Annotated in this window: 16 protein-coding genes; 6 read left to right on the top strand and 10 right to left on the bottom strand. The window is 74.6% G+C overall.

The window, feature by feature from the left end; genetic code table 11:
- The first annotated feature begins 6 nt into the window (after positions 1 to 6).
- Positions 7 to 1,041 carry a helix-turn-helix domain-containing protein gene (locus KBX26_RS13465; RefSeq protein ID WP_210865551.1) on the top strand — a complete coding sequence of 345 codons (1,035 nt, stop codon included), beginning with the start codon at positions 7 to 9 and terminating at the stop codon, positions 1,039 to 1,041.
- A 153-nt stretch (positions 1,042 to 1,194) separates the two neighbouring features.
- On the opposite strand, the gene KBX26_RS13460 is transcribed toward KBX26_RS13465, so the two are convergent.
- The 8 genes from KBX26_RS13460 to KBX26_RS13425 are packed head-to-tail and all read right to left on the bottom strand — an operon-like array spanning position 1,195 to position 9,819.
- Positions 1,195 to 2,178, bottom strand: a complete 984-nt coding sequence (locus KBX26_RS13460) for a DNA topoisomerase IB (protein WP_030334955.1) — start codon at positions 2,176 to 2,178, stop codon at positions 1,195 to 1,197.
- On the bottom strand, positions 2,162 to 3,115 hold the full coding sequence (locus KBX26_RS13455) for a glycosyltransferase family 9 protein (protein WP_210861111.1): 954 nt from the start codon (positions 3,113 to 3,115) through the stop codon (positions 2,162 to 2,164). The genes KBX26_RS13460 and KBX26_RS13455 overlap by 17 nt, the downstream gene beginning before the upstream one ends.
- Complete coding sequence (locus KBX26_RS13450; RefSeq protein ID WP_030334959.1) at positions 3,112 to 3,813, bottom strand: SDR family oxidoreductase; 702 nt, start codon at positions 3,811 to 3,813, stop codon at positions 3,112 to 3,114. The genes KBX26_RS13455 and KBX26_RS13450 overlap by 4 nt, the downstream gene beginning before the upstream one ends.
- Entirely contained in the window at positions 3,810 to 5,270 is a 1,461-nt protein-coding gene (locus tag KBX26_RS13445) for a PfkB family carbohydrate kinase (RefSeq protein ID WP_210865550.1), read from the bottom strand. Before KBX26_RS13445 ends, KBX26_RS13450 begins: the two co-directional genes overlap by 4 nt.
- A gap of 16 nt (positions 5,271 to 5,286) precedes the next feature.
- On the bottom strand, positions 5,287 to 5,973 hold the full coding sequence (locus tag KBX26_RS13440; protein ID WP_210865561.1) for an SIS domain-containing protein: 687 nt from the start codon (positions 5,971 to 5,973) through the stop codon (positions 5,287 to 5,289).
- A complete protein-coding gene (locus KBX26_RS13435; RefSeq protein WP_210865549.1) occupies positions 5,970 to 7,187 on the bottom strand; it encodes a glycosyltransferase in 1,218 nt (405 codons plus the stop codon). The genes KBX26_RS13440 and KBX26_RS13435 overlap by 4 nt, the downstream gene beginning before the upstream one ends.
- Positions 7,172 to 8,146, bottom strand: a complete 975-nt coding sequence (locus tag KBX26_RS13430) for a glycosyltransferase (RefSeq protein WP_030334967.1) — start codon at positions 8,144 to 8,146, stop codon at positions 7,172 to 7,174. The genes KBX26_RS13435 and KBX26_RS13430 overlap by 16 nt, the downstream gene beginning before the upstream one ends.
- Entirely contained in the window at positions 8,143 to 9,819 is a 1,677-nt protein-coding gene (locus tag KBX26_RS13425) for an HAD-IIIA family hydrolase (protein WP_210865548.1), read from the bottom strand. Before KBX26_RS13425 ends, KBX26_RS13430 begins: the two co-directional genes overlap by 4 nt.
- Before the next feature lie 154 nt (positions 9,820 to 9,973).
- On the opposite strand from KBX26_RS13425, the gene KBX26_RS13420 reads away from it, so the two are divergent.
- From KBX26_RS13420 to KBX26_RS13410, 3 genes are all read left to right on the top strand, one after another.
- A complete protein-coding gene (locus KBX26_RS13420) occupies positions 9,974 to 10,414 on the top strand; it encodes an SRPBCC family protein (RefSeq protein WP_030334971.1) in 441 nt (146 codons plus the stop codon).
- Between the two features lie 2 nt (positions 10,415 to 10,416).
- Positions 10,417 to 11,418, top strand: a complete 1,002-nt coding sequence (locus tag KBX26_RS13415; protein WP_210865547.1) for an SDR family oxidoreductase — start codon at positions 10,417 to 10,419, stop codon at positions 11,416 to 11,418.
- A gap of 149 nt (positions 11,419 to 11,567) precedes the next feature.
- Complete coding sequence (locus KBX26_RS13410) at positions 11,568 to 12,335, top strand: polyprenol monophosphomannose synthase (protein ID WP_030334974.1); 768 nt, start codon at positions 11,568 to 11,570, stop codon at positions 12,333 to 12,335.
- Between the two features lie 106 nt (positions 12,336 to 12,441).
- On the opposite strand, the gene KBX26_RS13405 is transcribed toward KBX26_RS13410, so the two are convergent.
- A complete protein-coding gene (locus KBX26_RS13405) occupies positions 12,442 to 14,055 on the bottom strand; it encodes an NAD(P)/FAD-dependent oxidoreductase (RefSeq protein ID WP_210865546.1) in 1,614 nt (537 codons plus the stop codon).
- 72 nt (positions 14,056 to 14,127) lie between these two features.
- Between KBX26_RS13405 and KBX26_RS13400 the strand changes: the two genes are divergently transcribed.
- On the top strand, positions 14,128 to 15,561 hold the full coding sequence (locus KBX26_RS13400) for an aldehyde dehydrogenase (RefSeq protein WP_210865545.1): 1,434 nt from the start codon (positions 14,128 to 14,130) through the stop codon (positions 15,559 to 15,561).
- Between the two features lie 70 nt (positions 15,562 to 15,631).
- On the opposite strand, the gene KBX26_RS13395 is transcribed toward KBX26_RS13400, so the two are convergent.
- Positions 15,632 to 16,033, bottom strand: a complete 402-nt coding sequence (locus tag KBX26_RS13395; protein ID WP_030334978.1) for a ChaB family protein — start codon at positions 16,031 to 16,033, stop codon at positions 15,632 to 15,634.
- A 178-nt stretch (positions 16,034 to 16,211) separates the two neighbouring features.
- Between KBX26_RS13395 and KBX26_RS13390 the strand changes: the two genes are divergently transcribed.
- Positions 16,212 to 17,198 carry a YihY/virulence factor BrkB family protein gene (locus KBX26_RS13390; RefSeq protein ID WP_210865544.1) on the top strand — a complete coding sequence of 329 codons (987 nt, stop codon included), beginning with the start codon at positions 16,212 to 16,214 and terminating at the stop codon, positions 17,196 to 17,198.
- Positions 17,199 to 17,203 lie beyond the last annotated feature (5 nt).

Genomic DNA, 17,203 nt, shown 5'->3' with positions numbered 1-17,203 from the left:
CGCCCGATGCTGGCGAGAGACACCATCGACACCACGGTTCTGCCGCCGCGCGAACGGTTCGGCATGTGGCTGGACCTGGTGGCGCGCACCTCGGCGCCGCTGCGCATCCGGTCCGCGCACAGCGACGACTTCGCCGCCCGCGCCGACTTCACCGACCTCGGCCCGGTCCAGCTGGTGCAGTACGAATACCCGTCGCTGGACGCCACCCGGACCCGCAAGCTGGTCCGCCAGTCCGACCCGGAGCTGTACATCCTCGCCCTCACCACCGGCGGCATCGGCACCTCCAGCCAGGACGGTCGCCGCAGCGAGATCCTGGCCGGCGAGTTCACCTTCTACGACGGGTCCCGGCCGCACGACGTCTGCCACCACGCCACCGAGCCCGAGCGGGACCAGGCCACCTCGATCATCACGCTGATCCCGCACGCCGCCCTGCCGCTACCGCCACAGCGGATGGCCGCGCTCTACGGCGGCCGGATGTCCGGCAGCGAGGGGATCGGGGCGCTGCTGGCGCAGTTCCTGCTCCAGGTGACCGGGCACCCCGAGCAGTACCACGCCGCCGACGCCGGACGGCTCGGCGCGGTCGGGCTCGACCTGGCCACCACCATGCTCGGCCGGCACCTCGTCGCCGAGGACGCCGTGCCCACCGAGGTCCGCCGCCGGGCGCTGCTCACCCAGGTGCAGGCGTACATCCACCGCCACCTCGGCGAGGTGACCCTCGACCCCCAGGTCGTCGCCGACGCCCACCACATCTCGGTGCGGTCCCTGCACCGCCTGTTCGAGGGCGAGGACGCCACAGTGGCGTCGTACATCAGGGACCTGCGACTGGCCCGGTGCCAACGCGACCTGACCGACCCGGCGCTGCGCAACCAGCCCGTGCAGACCATCGCGGCGCGGTGGGGGTTTCCCCACAAGGCCCACTTCAGCCGGGCGTTCAAGGCCGCCTACGGAACGACCCCGCAGGAACACCGCGACAACGCCTCGGATCTGGCGCGGATCGTCAACCGTCAGGCGTCCACCGTCAACTCGGGACCGGCAGACTGACACCGGCGCGGCCGCACCATCGCCTGGTGGGCCGCAACGGGGGCCGTGGCGAGGCGCCCGCCGCGCGAGCGGCGGGCGGCCGCCCGGTGGCACCCTGCTCAAGCCCGGGACTCCGACCCCGTCGCGCCTCCCCAGAATCGCCGGCGGGGCCGGTCAGGCCCCCTCCAGCAGCTTCAGGACGACCCGCTCCGCCTCCTCGCGAGGCGCCAGCGGATCCACCGCCGCCACCACCCCCTCGTGGTAGAGGTCGACCACCCGAGGGTCCACGTACGACGCCCGCGCCACCGTCGGCGTGTTGCCCAGCAGCTCCGCCACCTCCCGCATCACGGCGACCACCGCCTTGCGCCGGGCGGTCACCGAACGGGCCGGGCCGGCGGTGGCCAACTCGGTGGCCGCCAGCACCGTGGCGTGCCAGGTGCGGAAGTCCTTCGCGGTCATCTCCCCACCGCTGGCGTCGCGCAGGTAACCGTTGACCTCGTCGCTGCGCACGTCGCGCCACTCCCGGCCGTCCCAGTAGCCGAACAGCCGCTCCGCCCGGCGCCGGCGACGGCGCAGATTGACGAGCACCTGGCACAGCTCCGGGTCCTCGATCCGGCGTACCTGCTCGATGCCCCCCTTCGCGGGAAACACGAACACCACGCAGCCGCGCCGGGACCGGGCGTGCTCGGGGCGCAGGGTGGACACCCCGTAGGTCGGGTCGTCGCCGTTCGCGTACTGGTCGCTGCCGACCCGGAACATCCCCATGTCGAGCAGCCGGGCCACCGTCGCCAGCACCCGGTCCCGGCCCAGTCCACGGCCGTCCAGGTCGCGCCCCACCCGCTCCCGCAGCGCCGGCAACCGCCGGGCCACCTCCAGCATGTGGTCGAACTTCGCCTCGTCCTGCTTCTCCCGCCACCGGGGGTGGTAGACGTACTGCTTGCGCCCGGCCGCGTCGATCCCGATCGCCTGGATGTGCCCGTTGGGATGCGGCGCGATCCAGACGTCCTGCCAGGCCGGCGGGATGACCAGCTCCCGCAGCCGGGCCAGCACCTCCGGATCCCGCACCGGCGCCCCGGACGGATCGACGAACAGCCAGCCCCGTCCGCGACGACGCCGTCCGTACCCCGGTCGACCCGGGTCGCTACGCCGCAACCGCACCGGAGACCCGCACCACCCTCTCCACCTCGGCCACCGCGGCCAGCACCTCGTCGAGGTGCAGAGCCGCCATCGTCGGGTGGCTTCCTACCCCGTCCCACCTGGGCCAATCCCCCGCACCGGCCCACAACACCCGGTGCCGTGGCCGGTCCGGTGGTGGCCCCCAGTGCGCCGGTGGCACCGGCCCGAAGAGAACCACCGACGCGGTGCCGTACCCGGTGGCCAGATGGGCGACGCCGGTGTCCCCGCTGACCACCAACCGGGCGTCGGCCACCAGCGCGGCGAGCCCGCCGAGGTCGGTCCGGCCGGCCAGAACCGCGTCCGAGGTCAGGCCGGCCGCCTCGGCCACCCGGGTTGCCAACTCCCGTTCGTCGGCCGAGCCGGTGAGCAGCACCCGGTGCCCCTGGTCGGTGAGCGTCCGGGCCAGCGCGGCGAACCGCTCGGCCGGCCACCGTTTGGCCGGGATCTTGCTGCCCGGGTGCAGCACCGTGGCACCGCTGGGCAGCCCCGCCGACCCGGGTCGGCGCAGGCTGAGGTCGGCCCGGTCGGTCGGGATGTCGTACCAGGACAGCAGCCGGCACCACCGGTCCACCTCGTGCTCGTCGGCGGCCCAACGCGGGCCGTCGGCACAGCCGGCGTCCGCGTTGGCGAAGGCGAGCAGCCGACCGGGTCGGGTGGCCGCGAGCAGCCGGTGCGACTGCGGACCGCGGCCGTGCAGGTTGACCGCGACCCGCGGGGCCGACCCGACCCGCAGGGGTCGGTCCAGCCCGGTGGTGTCCACCAGCCGGTCCACCCCGCCGACCAGGTCGACCAGCGGAGCCAGCCAGGCCGGCGCGGCGAGCGCCAGCTCCCGCGAGGGGTACGCGGCCCGCAGCGCCCGCAGCGCGGGCACCGCGGTCACCAGATCGCCGACGCCGAGGGCGCGCAGCACGAGGATCACGGGTACGAGGTCTCCTGCTCGGCGCAGACCACCATCTCGCGCACCGCGCAACCGGCCGGCTGGCTGAGCGCGAACATGATCGCGGCGGCGGTGTCGGCGGGCTCGTTGAGGATCGCGTCCGGCCCCGGCTTGTACTGCGGGTCACGTTCGTCGAAGAACGCGGTGCGCATCCCACCCGGGATGAGCAGGGTGACGCCGACCTGACCGGCCAGCTCGGCGGCGAGGGCTCGGGTGAACCCCACCACCCCGAACTTCGCCGCGCAGTACGCGGTGGCGTCGCTGACCGCCTTGACGCCCAGGGTGGAGGCGACGGTGACGACGCGCCCCCGAGAGGTCAGCAGGAACGGCAGCGCGGCCCGGATCACCGCCGCGGTGGCCAGCAGGTCCACGGCGACGATCCGGTCCCAGGTCTCGCCCGGCAGGTCGGCGAGCCGGCCCGGCACGTCGGTGCCGGCGGCGGTGACCACGGCGTCCAGGCCCCCGGCCTGCTCGGCGAGATGCCGGGTGGCCGCCTCGGCGGCGCGCGTGTCGGCCAGGTCGCACTCGGTCCAGGACACCCCGTCGACCGGCGGCTGCCGGTCCAGCACGAGCGGTCGGCCACCGGAGGCGGCCACCGCGGCGACCACGGCGGCACCGAGCCCGCTGGACCCGCCGGTGACCAGGACGGTGGGCCCGGCACCGGGCCGCGTGCCGGTCATCGGGTCCGCTCCACGAGGGTGCGGACGATCAGGTCGGTGGTGGACCGACCGTCCAGGTAGGGCACCACCACCGTGTTCCCGCCCCACCGGCGTACGACCTGCGCCTCGGGCAGGACGGCGGAGGCGTCCCCACCACCGGTGGCGTAGTCGCCGCCCTTGACCCAGACGTCGGGGCGTATCCAGGACAGCGCCGCGTCCGGGGTCGGCTCGTCGAAGATGAGGACCGCGTCGACGCAGCTCAGCGCGGCCAGCAGCCGGCCGCGGTCACCTTCGGACTGCACCGGCCGGTCCGGCCCCTTCAACCCGGTCACGCTGGCGTCGGAGTTCAGGCAGACGATCAGGCAGTCACCGAGCTGCCGGGCGGCCTCCAGGGTGGCCACGTGCCCGGCGTGCAGCAGGTCGAAGCACCCGCCGGTGGCCACCACGGTGCCGCCAGCGGCGCGTACCTCGTTGAGGAGCGTGGCGACGGCGGCGACCCCCACCCGGTCGGCCACCGCACCACCTCGTGGTCCGCTCTGGAGAACGCGCGGCCCCGACGTGCTCCCGGCCCGCACCTCGGGCCCCGACGGCGGCAGCGCCGCCGCCACCCCCCCACCCGCCACGTACGCGGACGCCTCGGCGACCGCCACCTGCACCGCCTCGGAGACCAGCGCCCCCTGGGCCAACGCGAGGCTGGCGGCCGCCGCGAACCGGTCGCCGGCACCGCAGGTGTCCCCCTCGGCGCTACCCGGCGTCGGCACCACCAGCGGCGTCGACCCCGCGTGGCAGAGCAGCGCGCCGTCACCGCCCAACGTCACCGCGACCGCGCCGGCCCGCCAGCGTCGCCGCAGCCCCTGTGCGCCGCGCGACGCGGTGGCCAGTCGGGAGGCGCCGGGCAGCGCGGGGACCAGCTCGCGCACCTCGGACTCGTTCGGGGTGGCCAGGTGGACGCCGGGCACCGCCGCCGGGCCGCGCGGATGCGGGTCCCACACCACCGGCGCGCGGGTGGCGGCCAACGCGTCGCGCAAGGCGAGCTGCCGGGCCACCCCCCGGCCGTAGTCGCTGACCAGCACCGCCGACGCCGACGCAATCACCCGCAGCACCTCGTCGGAGGGCTGACCCGGCTCCCCGGACGTGCCGCCCCGGTCGTGACGCAGCAGCACCCGTCCCCGGGCCCGCAGCCGGATCTTTTCCGGCGTCGCGCCGGAGAGGGCCAGGGGGTACACCTGCACGCCGGCGGCGGTGAGCAGGGCGCTCAGCCGAGCCCCACCGGCGTCGTCGGCGAGCGCGGTCACCAGCACCACCTCGGCGCCCTGCGCGGCGGCGAACACCGCCGCCAGCCCGGCGCCCCCCGGCCGGTCGGTGGCCGCTGTCTCGTCGAGCACCGGCACCGGGGAGTCCGGGCAGAGCCGGTTCACCACGCCTTCCACGTCCCGGTCGAGCAGGGTGTCCCCCAGCACCACCACCGGTCCCCTCACGCCTGCCTCCTCATCCTCACGCGTCGACCTGCTGTCCGGTCCCGCCGTCGAGCACCACCTCGACCCCCACCGGTGCCGGCTCCCCGGGCCCGGGGTGGACGACCGCCGGGTCGCCGACTGCGGCCAGCGCGGCCGGCAACTCCTGTTCGAGGTACTCGCAGAGCAGATGACTGGTCACGAGGTGCAGCTCCTGGACGACCTGGGTGTCCGGGGACGCGACGGCCAGCACGTCGTCGCAGGCGTCGGCGAGCGGATTGGGAGCGACGCCGGTGAGCGCCCAGGAGGTCACCCCGACGTCGCGGGCGGCCCGCGCGGCGGCCACCAGGTTGGCGCTGGTCCCACTGGTGCTCAGCAGCAGCAGGATGTCGCCGGGGCGGCCGTGGGCGCGCACCTGGCGGGCGTACACGTCGGTGTAGCCGTAGTCGTTGGCGATGGCGGTGAGCGCGCTCGTCTCGGCGTGCAGCGCGATCGCCGACAGCGGCCGACGATCGTCGCGCAGCTTGCCGACCAGCTCGGCGGTGAGGTGCTGGGCCTCGGCGGCGCTGCCGCCGTTGCCGGCGACCAGCAGGCGACCCCCGGCGGCCAGCCGGTGGGCCAGGTCCGCGCCCCAGCGCGTCAGCTGCCGCTCACACCGCCGGTACGGCACCAGCGCCGCCGCGAGATTCGTCAGGTGGGTGTCGAGCAGGCTGCCCGTCGGCATCAGGCCACCACCCGGGTCGGCCGGCGCACGGCGGCCACCTCGCTGTAGACCTCGACCAGCCGCTCGGCGGTCGCCGCCCACGAGTACCGCTCCCGGGCCCGCTCGCGGGCCGCCGTCGCGTACGCGAAGCGCCTGATCCGGTCGTCGAGCAACCCCTGGATCGCGGTGGCCAGGGCCTGCGGATCCCGGGCCGGCACGAGATCACCGGTCGTCCCGTCGACAACGGTGTCCCGGATGCCACCCACGGCCGTGCCGACGACCGGCACCCCGCACGCCATCGCCTCCAACGGGGTCAACCCGAACGGCTCGTACCAGGGCGCCGCGACCAGCAGGTCCGCCGAGCGGTACCAGCGGCCCATCTCCTCCCGGGGCACCGCCCCGACCAGGTGCACCCGGTCGGCCACCCCGCACGACTCGGCGAGGGCGCGCAGCCGGCGGGCGTACGGGTCGGTCTCCAACAGCCCCTCGGGTGGGCCGCCGACGACCACGCACTCGGCGTCCGGCACCAACGCCATCGCACGGACCACCGTCTGGAAGCCCTTGCGCTCGACCAACCGGCCCACGGTGAGGATCCGGGCCCGTCCCGGTTCCCTCTCGGCGGCCGGTCCGAGCGGGGCGAAGGTGGCGAGGTTGACCCCGGAGGGCACCACCGTCATCCGGGACCGGGGCACCCCCATCCGGACCAGCTCGCCCACCTCGTCGCGGCACTGCGCGACGACCCGGTCGACCGAGCGGCCCAGCTCCCGCTCGTAGGAGATCCGTCGGGCCGGGCTGGTGTCCTGCACCCCCTGGTAGCGGCGCTTCACGGTGCCCAACGCGTGGTACGTCTGCACCACCGGCACCCCGGTCTGCCGGCCGGCGGTCAGCCCGGCCAGACCACTCATCCAGAAGTGCGCGTGGATCACCTCGGGCACCCAGTCGCCGCCGCGCCAGCGTTCGATCAGCCAGGCGCTGAACTCCCGCATGTGCGGCAGCAGCGCGTCCTTGGCCACCGGCTCGGCCGGGCCGGCCGGCACGTGCACCACGTCGTACCCGTCCGGGCTGCGGACGGTCACCGGCAGGTCGGGCGCGTCGCGGCGGGTGTAGACCCGCACCTCGTGCCCGGCGGCGGCGAGCGCGGCGGACAGCTCCGCGACGTGCGTGTTCTGGCCGCCGGCATCCTCCCCTCCGAGGACGGCGAGCGGGCTGGCGTGCTCCGAGATCATCGCGATCCGCATACTTCCTCCTCCAGCAGCCGGTCCCAGTCAGCGAGGAAACGGTCGAGGCCGTACCTGTCGCGTGCGGCGGTTCGCGCCGCCGCCCCGGCCTGGCGCGCGGTCGCCGGTTCGGTGATGAACCGGCGGGCGGCGTCGAGCAGGGTGTCGGTCCGGGTGGCCAGCGCCCCCGCCTGCGGGGGCACCGCCATCACCGCCTCGGTGGTGGCGAGCGCGACGACCGGCATGCCGATCGCCATCGCCTCGATGAGGCTCAGCCCGAGGGAGGTCCACCGGCACAGGTGCAGGTACGCCCGCCGCCGGGCCAGTTCGACGTGCATCCGCTCCTGGGGCACGTCGTCGTGGCTGGTGAGCCGGTCGGCGGGCAGCCCCAGGTGGTCGGCCAGGCCGGCGACCCCCATGCCGAACACGTCCAGCGGCGCGATCTCGGCGAACTGGGGCAGCAGGTCGGTGCCGGTGACCCGGCCTCGGCGTACCGGCTCGTTGATCACCACGGCGAGCCGGTCCAACTCGCCCGTGTAGGACGCCGAGGGGGCGACGATGCCGTGGTCGACAACAGTGGTGCGGGTGGCGCCGGTGTCCCAGAAGATCTGGTTGAACCCGGTGACGTGGGCGATGAGCAGGTCGTCGCGGTCGGCCATCGGGTGGCGGGTGTTGGGCACGTCGCCCTTGGGTGTGTTGTGTTCGACGTAGATCGCCGGAAGGTCGCGGCCCGGGCGGCGCCGAAGCCACTCCTCGGCCCGGTCGAGCTCCTCGGGGCGTTGCAGGATCACCAGGTCCACGTCGGCGCCCGGCAGTTCCTGCGGGCTGACCTCGACCGCGTTGTCCGGCCACGGGTAGGTGCGGGCCCGGCCGAGGCCGTACGGGCCGCGGTCGGGTGTGGTGGGAATCAGGTAGCGGTGGCTGCCGTGCACGAACGACGTGGTCCAGGAGCCGTGCACGTGCCAGAGCAGGATGTTCATCGGCCGCCACCACCGCTGACCGTGAGCGTCCGGAGCGCGTCGACCACCTGCTCCGGGTCGATGCCGCTGAGGCAGGGGTGCCCGGGGACCGGGCAGCTGGCCGCCCGGGTGTCCCGGCAGGGCCCGGCGGCGTCGCCGAGCCGGACGGCGGGCACCCGGTAGGGCCCCCACTGTCCGAACGGAACCGTCGGCGCGAAGAGACTCACCACCGGCACTCCGGTGGCGGCCGCCAGGTGCGCGGGCCCGGTGTTGCCGACCACGACCGCGCTGGCGTCCGCGACGATCGCGGCCAGCCCGGCCAGGTCGGTGCGACCGCCCAGGTCGGTGCCGCCGGCCGCGGCGACCCGGGCGGTGACAGCGCGTTCGTCCGGGCCGCCGGTGACCAGCACCCGGTGCCCGGCGTCGGTCAACGCCCCGGCGATCCGGGTCGCCAGCTCGGGCGGGCAGGCCCGGCTCGACGCGGCCGACCCGGGGTGCAGCACCACGTATCCCGGGTCGCCGAGGTCGGCCGGGCGCGGCGGCACGGCGTCCCGGCGCAGCCGGAGCACGGGTTCGTCGCCGTCGGGCAGCCGGTGGCCGGCGGCGGCGGCCAGGGAGAGGGCGCGTTCGGGTTCGGGGACGCCGACCGGCACCCGGTGCCGGACATCCAGCAGCGAGCCCGGGTAGTCGTCGCTGATCGCCGCGATCCGGTCGATCCCGGCCATCCGCAGCAGCAGCGCCAACGGCAGGGCGGACTGGTGGAACGAGGTGAACACCACCGCCTGGTCCGCGCCGATCGCGCCCAGCCGCGCGGTCAGGTCCCGGATGGCCTGCGGATCGACCGGCCCCGGCGTGGGGTCGATCCACGGCAGCGGGTGCTCGATGATCTCGTCGACGCCGGGCAGCAGGTTGGCGGCGGCGCGACCGCGCGGCCCGCACAACAGCACCACCCGCTGCGCTCCGGCCGCCACGGCGCGGATCGCCGGGCCGGTGACCAGCACGTCACCCGCCGAGTCCGAGCGGACCACCAGCGCCGTCCGTACCGGTTCGGTGGGCGGGGTCGCCGGCTGCACGGCCTGTTGCCGGCGCAGGATCTCGTGCACCGCCGACGGCAGGTCGGAGGCCACCCACCCGGCGGCGGCGATCTCCTCCGGTCGGGTCACCGGGGTGGGCACCAGCACGCCCGCCGCCCCGGCGGCCAGCGCCGCGGCGACGTCCCGGCCGATGTCGCCCACCAGCACGCACCGGGACGTGGTGGTTCCCAGCTCGCGGGCGGCGGCGTGCACCAGACCGGGTGCCGGCTTGCGGCAGTCACAACCGTCGGCGTCGTCGTGCGGGCAGACCAGCCACGCGTCGAACCGGCCCAGCAGCTCCTCGACGCGGGCGTGCACCGCCCGCATCTGCTCCCCGGTGAAGTAACCCCGGGCCAGACCCGACTGGTTCGTGACGACCGCCAGCCGCAGCCCGGCCGCGCGCAGCCGGTCCAGCGCCGCCCGGGCGCCCGGCACCGGGCGCACCTTCTCCGGGTCGCCGTTGTACGGCACGTCCTCGATCAGGGTGCCGTCCCGGTCCAGCAGCACCGCGTCGTACAGGACGGGCCGGGGGCTTGCGACAGACCCGGAACCGGCGCGGTCAGCAGCGGCGTACACCTGGGCTGACCTGCGCTGATACGGATCCTCCTGGTCCTGTCGCACAGGCGGCGGGTTCCCTGCGCCCCGAGGAGTAAACGTCGTCGTCGAGGCGGTGGGCCAGCGCGCCGCGGTGCCCCGGGTCGGCCTTACCCGCCGTGCCGGAGAAGCTAACCCCGCCGGCCGTTAGCCAGTGCCGTGCCCCGGGTATGGAATCCCGGTGGCGATTGTGGAGAAAGTGATCGACGCTCCCCCGCAGCGGGTGTTCGACGTGCTCGCTGACGGATGGACGTACAGCGACTGGGTGGTCGGCACCGCGCACATGCGCGACGTCGACGACGCCTGGCCCCGGGTCGGCAGCCAACTGCACCACCGTGCCGGGCCCTGGCCGTTCTCCCTGCAGGACGCCTCGACGGTGCTGGTCTGCGAACCGCCGCACCGGCTCGTGCTCAAGGCGGGTCTCTGGCCGGCGGGCGAGGCGATCGTGGCCTTCACCCTGGAGCCGGTGGGCGGGGGAGCCACCCGGGTCCGCCTCGGGGAGGACTTCGCCGCCGGACCGCTGCGCTGGGTCCACAACAAGATCAACGATCTGGTGTTGCACCGGCGCAACCGGGAGACGTTGGCCCGGCTCTCCGACATCGCCACCCGGCAGAAGGGGTGAGCGTGACGCGGAGCGTGGTGGTGACCGGCGCGAGCGCCGGCGTCGGCCGGGCCGTCGCCCACGCGTACGCGGCGCGCGGCGCCCGGCTGGCGCTGCTGGCCCGGGGCGAGGCGGGCCTGGCCGCCGCCGAGCGGGAGTGCCGGCTGCGCGGCGCGACCGACGTGCGCGTGTACCGGGTCGACGTGTCCGACGCGGGCGCGGTGCAGCAGGCCGCCGACGACGTGGTGCACCGGTGGGGCGGCATCGACGTGTGGGTCAACAACGCGATGGTGTCGGTGTTCGCGTCCGCCTGGGAGATTCCGGCGCGGGAGTTCCACCGGGTCACCGCTGTCACCTACCTGGGCACTGTGCACGGCACGCTCGCCGCGCTGCGGCACATGCGGGCGCACGGGCGGGGCACGATCGTGCAGGTGGGCTCGGCGTTGGCCTACCGGGGCATCCCGCTGCAGTCGGCGTACTGCGCGAGCAAGCACGCCGTGCAGGGGTTCAACGACTCGCTGCGCGCCGAGCTGCTGCACGACTGCCCGGGGGTGAAGGTGTCGATGGTGCAACTGCCGGCGATCAACACGCCGCAGTTCTCCTGGGTCCGTACCCGGCTGCCCCGGCATCCGCAGCCGGTGCCGCCGATCTTCACTCCGGAGCTGGCCGCCCGGGCCATCGTGTGGGCGGCGGACCACGGCACCCGGGAGTTGAACGTGGGTGGCCCGACCTGGCAGGCCCGGCTGGCCGACGCGCTGTTCCCCGGCCTGCTCGACCGGAAGCTGGCCCGCGACGGGTACGACAGCCAGCAGACCGGCGCCACTATCGATCCGGCGACCTGGCGTGACAATCTGGACCACCCCGGCGACGCGGACACCGACCGGGGCGCGGCCGGGGTGTTCCGCCACCAGGCACGTGACCGTTCCGCAGCGTTGTGGGTGAGCACGCACAAGCCGGCACTCTCCGGTGTCGCGCTCGCCGTCGCGACGCTCGCCCTCGGCGCTGTCGCTCGCCGTCGGCGCTGACCAACACAAGCCCCTTGACCAGGGCTGTTACCCCGGAGCGCGGTGGACGACGACGGTCCGCAACGCCCGGGAGGGGTGCCCCCTCGGTGCGAATGCGGCAACTGGATACCCTTTCCATGACCCATGTCCGCAAACCGAGGATGACCGACATGATCCAGCCGGTGCAGTTGCCGTCGCCGTGGCGGGACGCACGCCTGACCGTCGTCGTGCCCACGTACAACGAGGCGGGCAACCTCCCGGCGCTGGTCGAGCGGCTGCTCGCGCTGCCGCTGCCGGGGTTGCGCATCCTCGTCGCCGACGACAACTCCCCCGACGGCACCGGGGAGGTGGCCGACAAGCTGGCCATCGAGAACCCCGACCGGATCGAGGTCGTGCACCGCGCTGGCAAGGAAGGCCTCGGCCGGGCGTACGTGGACGGGATGAGCCGGGCGGTCGCGGGCGGCGCCGAGTACGTGGCGCAGATGGACGCCGACCTCTCGCACCCGCCGGAGGCGCTGCCGGGGATGCTGGGCGCGCTGCTGTCCACCCAGGCCAGCGTGGTGATCGGTTCCCGGTACGTGCCCGGTGGCGAGCTGGACGAGAACTGGCCGCTCTACCGCCGGGCGCTCAGCGGCTGGGCGAACCTCTACGTGCACACGCTGCTGCGGGTGCGCATCCGGGACCTCACCGCCGGCTTCAAGATCTGGCGGGCCGACGCCCTGCGCGACATCGACCTGGAGCGGGTGCAGTCCAACGGCTACAGCTTCCAGGTGGAGATGCACTACCTCGCCACCAAGCTGGGGCACACCATTCTGGAGGTGCCGATCCGCTTCGAGGAGCGGCGCGACGGCGTCTCCAAGATGACCACCGCGACCAAGGTGGAGAGCGCCCTCATGCCCTTCCGCCTCCGCAGCAAACACCGCAACGTAACCCGCTGACCCCCACCCCCACCCCGTCCTGCTGGGTGATCAGGGGGTTCGCGTCGCCGACGGTGGCGAATCTGACGCGAACCTCTTGATCACCGGGACGCGGGAAGGGTGGCGGTCAGGGGGCGGTGGGGTAGATGGCGTTGTGGGCGGTGGCGATGGCTGCGGCGTAGGCGCGGCCGGTGAGCGCACGGTCGCGCGCCAGCGCCGCGCGGGCCGCGTTCGCACCCGGCGCGCCGTGCACCCCGCCGCCCGGGTGCGCCGACGAGCTGGCCAGGAAGAGCCGGTCCACCGGGGTGTCCGCCCGACCCAGCCCAGGGATCGGGCGCAGGAAGAGCTGCTGGTACGCGGCAGCGGTCCCGCCGCCGAGCGCGCCGCCGACCAGGCTGGGGTTGCCCTCCTCCAGATCGACCGGCGAGGCCACGTGCCGGCCCACGATCAGGCGCCGGAAACCCGGTGCCGCGGCCTCCAGCACGTCCTCCATCCGCTGCACGTGCCCGGCCACGTCGTCGGCCCGCCAGGTCCGCCGGAACGGCAGATGGGTGTACGACCAGAGCGACTCGGTGCCCGGCGGGGAGTGGCTCGGGTCCGCCACCGACATCTGCCCGACCAGCAGGAACGGGTCGCGGGGCAGCTCACCACGGGCCAACTCGCTGGCGTAGTGGGTGAGCCCGTTCAGGTCCGCGCCGAGGTGCACGGTGCCGGCGCCGGCCACCTGCCGGTTCGTCCACGGCACCGGCGCGGAGAGCGCCCAGTCCACCTTCAGCGTGGAGCCGTCCCACCGGAAGTGCGCCAGGTCCTCCACCAGCCGCGACGGCAGCGCCGCCGGGCCGACCAGGTCGAGGTAGAGCGCCGGCGCCGGAACGTCGGCGAGCACGGCCCGCCGGGCCCGCCACAGCACGCCACCGACGGTGCGGACTCCCATCGCGCGGCCCCGGGCGGTGAGCACCCGTTCGGCCCGCGCGCCGTAGATGATCGTCCCGCCGCGCCCCTGTAGCCGATCCACCAGCGCGTCGGTGATCCGCTGCGCGCCGCCGTCGGGCACCGGCCAGCCGACCTGCTGGCCGAGCATGGCCAGCAGCCAGCCGTAGACCCCGGAGCCGGCCTCCTCCGGGGAGAGGTCGGTGTGCAGGGCGCAGCCGGCCAGCAGGGCCGGCCCGCCGGGACCGTCGAAGAGTTCGTCGCCAAGCTTGCGGACCGGCACGACAAGCCGGCGGGCGAGTCGCAGCGCGCCAGCGACCCGCAACCGCCGCAGCAGGCCGAGCCCTCCGCGTACCGGGGGGAACGGCGCGGTGATCGCGTCCAGCATCGGCTCGGCCACGTCGAGCCACTCGGCGTACGCGTTCAGCCACCGCTTGCCGTCACCGGGGGCGAACTGCTCCAGCGACGCGGCGGTGACGTCCGGGTCCCGGTTGATCACCGCGGCCCGACCGTCGGGCAGCAGGTGGGCCAGCACGTCCGGGGCGTGTCGCCACGACAACCCGTGTCGATCCAGGCCGAGGGCGCCCAGCACCGGTGAGGCGTACCCGAGGGGGTAGAACGAGCTGTAGAGGTCGCTCAGGTAGCCGGGCGCGGTGACCTCGGCGGAGCGGACGGCGCCGCCGGGCGTCGCGGTCGCCTCCAGCACCACCACGTCCCAGCCGGCGTCGGCCAGCAGGTTGGCCGCCACCAGGCCGTTGTGCCCGGCACCGATGATGACGGCGTCCGCGCTCTGCGCGACGGTGGTTGTCATCGGATCCGCCTACCCGGCGCGCAACCGGGCGAAACGCGTTTGCCTCGCCGGGGCCGGGGCATCCAGCGCCGCATGTACACGGTTGCGCAGCTGGTGGGCGGGGTGTGGGGTGCGGGCGGCGACGGCGGCGAACTGGTCGTGCGTGATCCGGCGGACGACCAGCCGGTGAGCACGGTGCCGGTGGCCACCGCCGACGAGGTGGGCAAGGCGACCCAGGCGGCCCGCAACGTGGCGGCCCAGTGGGCGGCGACCGCGCCGGCGGAACGGGCGGCGGCGCTGCACCGGGCCGCGGACGCGGTGGAGGCGGTCGTCGAGGAGTTGTCGGCGGCGGTCACCGCGGAGATGGGCAAGCCGTTGGCGGACGCCCGTGGCGGCGTCGAGGCGGGGATCGGCACCCTGCGACAGTATGCGGAGCTGGCGCCGCTGCGCGGCGGGCGCACCCTCAATGGCGACCCCGACGCGCTGGACTTCCTGACCCCGCAGCCCCGGGGGGTGGTCGCGGCGATCACCCCCTGGAACGACCCGGTGGCGGTCTCCTGTGGGCTGCTCGGCGCGGCTCTGGTGACCGGGAACGTGGTGCTCTACAAGCCGAGCGAACGGACCCCGGCGACGGGTTGGCTGCTGGCCCGCGCACTGGACCAGGCGCTGCCGGCCGGGGTGTTGTCGCTGCTCACCGGCGGCCCGGAGGTGGGTGCGGCGCTGGCGGCGCAGGAGGTCGACGTGGTGGCCCACGTCGGCGCGACAGCGACCGGCCGGGCGATCGCCACCGCCGCGGCCCGCACCGGCGCGAAGGTGCTCCTGGAGAACGGGGGCAGTGACCCGTTGGTGGTGGACGCGGGCGTCGACCCGCAGTGGGCGGCGGAGCAGGCCGCGCTCGGCGCGTTCGCCAACGCCGGGCAGATCTGCGTGGCGGTCGAGCGGCTCTACGTGCACCGGGAGGTGGCCGACGACTTCGTGGCCGCGCTGGTACGACGCGCCGAGGCGCTGCGGGTCGGGCCGGGCCGGGACCCGGGCACCGAGCTGGGCCCGCTGGTCGACCGACGGCACCGGGACCACGTGCACGGGCAGGTGGCGGCGGCGGTGGCCGACGGGGCGCGGGTGCGCACCGGCGGCGAGGTGCCGCCCGGCCCGGGGGCGTTCTATCCGGCGACCGTCGTCACGGACTGCCGGCACGACACGGCGCTGGTCCGCGAGGAGACGTTCGGGCCGGTCGCACCGGTGGTGGTGGTCGACTCGTTCGACGAGGCGTTGCGTTGCGCGGCGGACTCCCCGTACGGGTTGGCGGCCACCGTGTTGACCCCGTCGATGAGTCACGCGCAGCGGGCCTGGCGAGAGCTGCCGGTCGGCACCGTCAAGATCAACGCGGTGTTCGGGGGCGCGCCGGGCGGTGCCGCGCATCCGCGCCGGGCCAGTGGGCAGGGCTTCGGGTACGGCCCGGAGCTGCTGGACGAGTTCACCGCCACCAAGGCCGTGCACATCGAGGCGCCGGGCGGCGGGCACTGGTAGGACAGCACGGGCGGACGCAGGGGTGGCGCGTCCGCCCGTACCGCGTCGGTGGTGCTCCGGTGCGGCGCGGTCAGTTCCCGCGGGCCTTGCGGGTGGCGCGGTCGTTGGCTTTCTCGATGGCCGTGACCAGCTCCGGCTTGGTCATGCCCGACCGGCCGGGTACGTCGAGTTTGCGGGCCACCGACATCAGGTGGTCCTTGGTGGCGTTGGCGTCCACGCCACCCGCCGTGGGGGCCCGTCGTTCCGGCCCGCCACCGGCGGCCTGCTGGTCGCTGGGGCCCTTGCGGCCCTTCGGCTCCCAGTGGTCGCCCACCTTCTCGAACTGGTGCTTCACCGCGGCGAAGGCGGTGCGGTGCGCCCGCTCCCCCTCACCGTAGGTCTCGACCGCCGAGTCGTGCGTCTTCTCCCAGGTGCGCTGCGCCTTATCCGGGGAGCGCCGCAGCGTGCTGGGCAGGTCTTCGCGCCCGGGCATCTCGTCCTCCTCCGTGTCGACAGGGTCACTGTGACCGTTCCCCGGTGACGCGGCGGCAAACCATAGCGGCGTCGGCCGGCCCGGGGGTGGGGTTTGTCGATTTACCCATCCGGGTACCGCCGGGCCAGGCCAGACCGGACGACCGGTCATCCGGCGGCCGGGGCGCAGGGAGCGGGCAATGACGACCACGGAGCCCGGTACCACCCTCGACGGCACAGCGGGCCGCCGGGTGCCGCGACGGATACGGCAGCTGAGCTGGCGAACCTGGCGTGGGGTGCTGGTCCGCAGTGTGCAGAACTTCGTCACCGACAACTGCTCCGACTGGGCCGCCGCGCTCACCTACTACGGCGTCCTGGCGTTGTTCCCGTCCGCCATCGTGGTGGTGGCGCTGGTCGGCCTGGTCTCCAGCGGCGAGCAGACCGTCGACACCGTTGTCGACCTGGCCAACCAGGTGGGCGCCGGGGCGGTGCTGACCGACGACAAGGACGGCGTGATCGGGGTGATCCGCGCCGTGGTGCTCGACCAGAGCAACCCCAAGCTGCTGCTGAGTTTCGGTCTGCTCGGCGCGCTCTGGTCCGCGTCGGGTTTCATCGGCGCGTTCACCAGGGCCTCGAACGCGGTGTACGGGGTGACCGAGGGTCGCCCGGTCTGGAAGCTCCGGCCGCTGCAGATCGGCCTGGCGGCGATCACGCTGGTGCTGCTCGCGGTGGTCGCTCTCGGCCTGATCGTCAGCGGGCCGGTCACCGACGCGGTCGGCGACCTGATCAACGCCGGCGGCCTGGCCCGCACCACGTGGAGCGTGGCGAAGTGGCCGGTCCTCGCCATGATCATGATGGTGCTGCTGTCCCTGCTGTTCTGGATCGCGCCGAACGTGCGCCAGCCCCGGTTCCGCTGGCTCACCCCGGGCGGCGCGGTGGCCCTGCTCTCCTGGGCGGCGGCCTCCTTCGGCTTCGGCCTCTACGTGGCCAACTTCGGCTCGTACGACACCACCTACGGCAGCCTCGGCGCGGCCATCGCGTTCCTGGTCTGGCTCTACCTGTCGAACTCGGCGCTGATGCTGGGCGTGCAGATCAACGCCGAGGTGCAGCGCGGGCGTCAGTTGCAGGGCGGCGACCCGGACCCGGACGAGCCGGTGCTGCCGCCGCGCCGACCGGCCGACGAGTGAGGTCC

The organism is Micromonospora sp. C97 (assembly GCF_018070385.1).
Taxonomy (GTDB): Bacteria; Actinomycetota; Actinomycetes; order Mycobacteriales; family Micromonosporaceae; genus Micromonospora; species Micromonospora parva.
The sequence above is the reverse complement of the archived record's forward strand: the minus strand, read 5'-3'. Positions and strand labels throughout refer to the sequence as shown.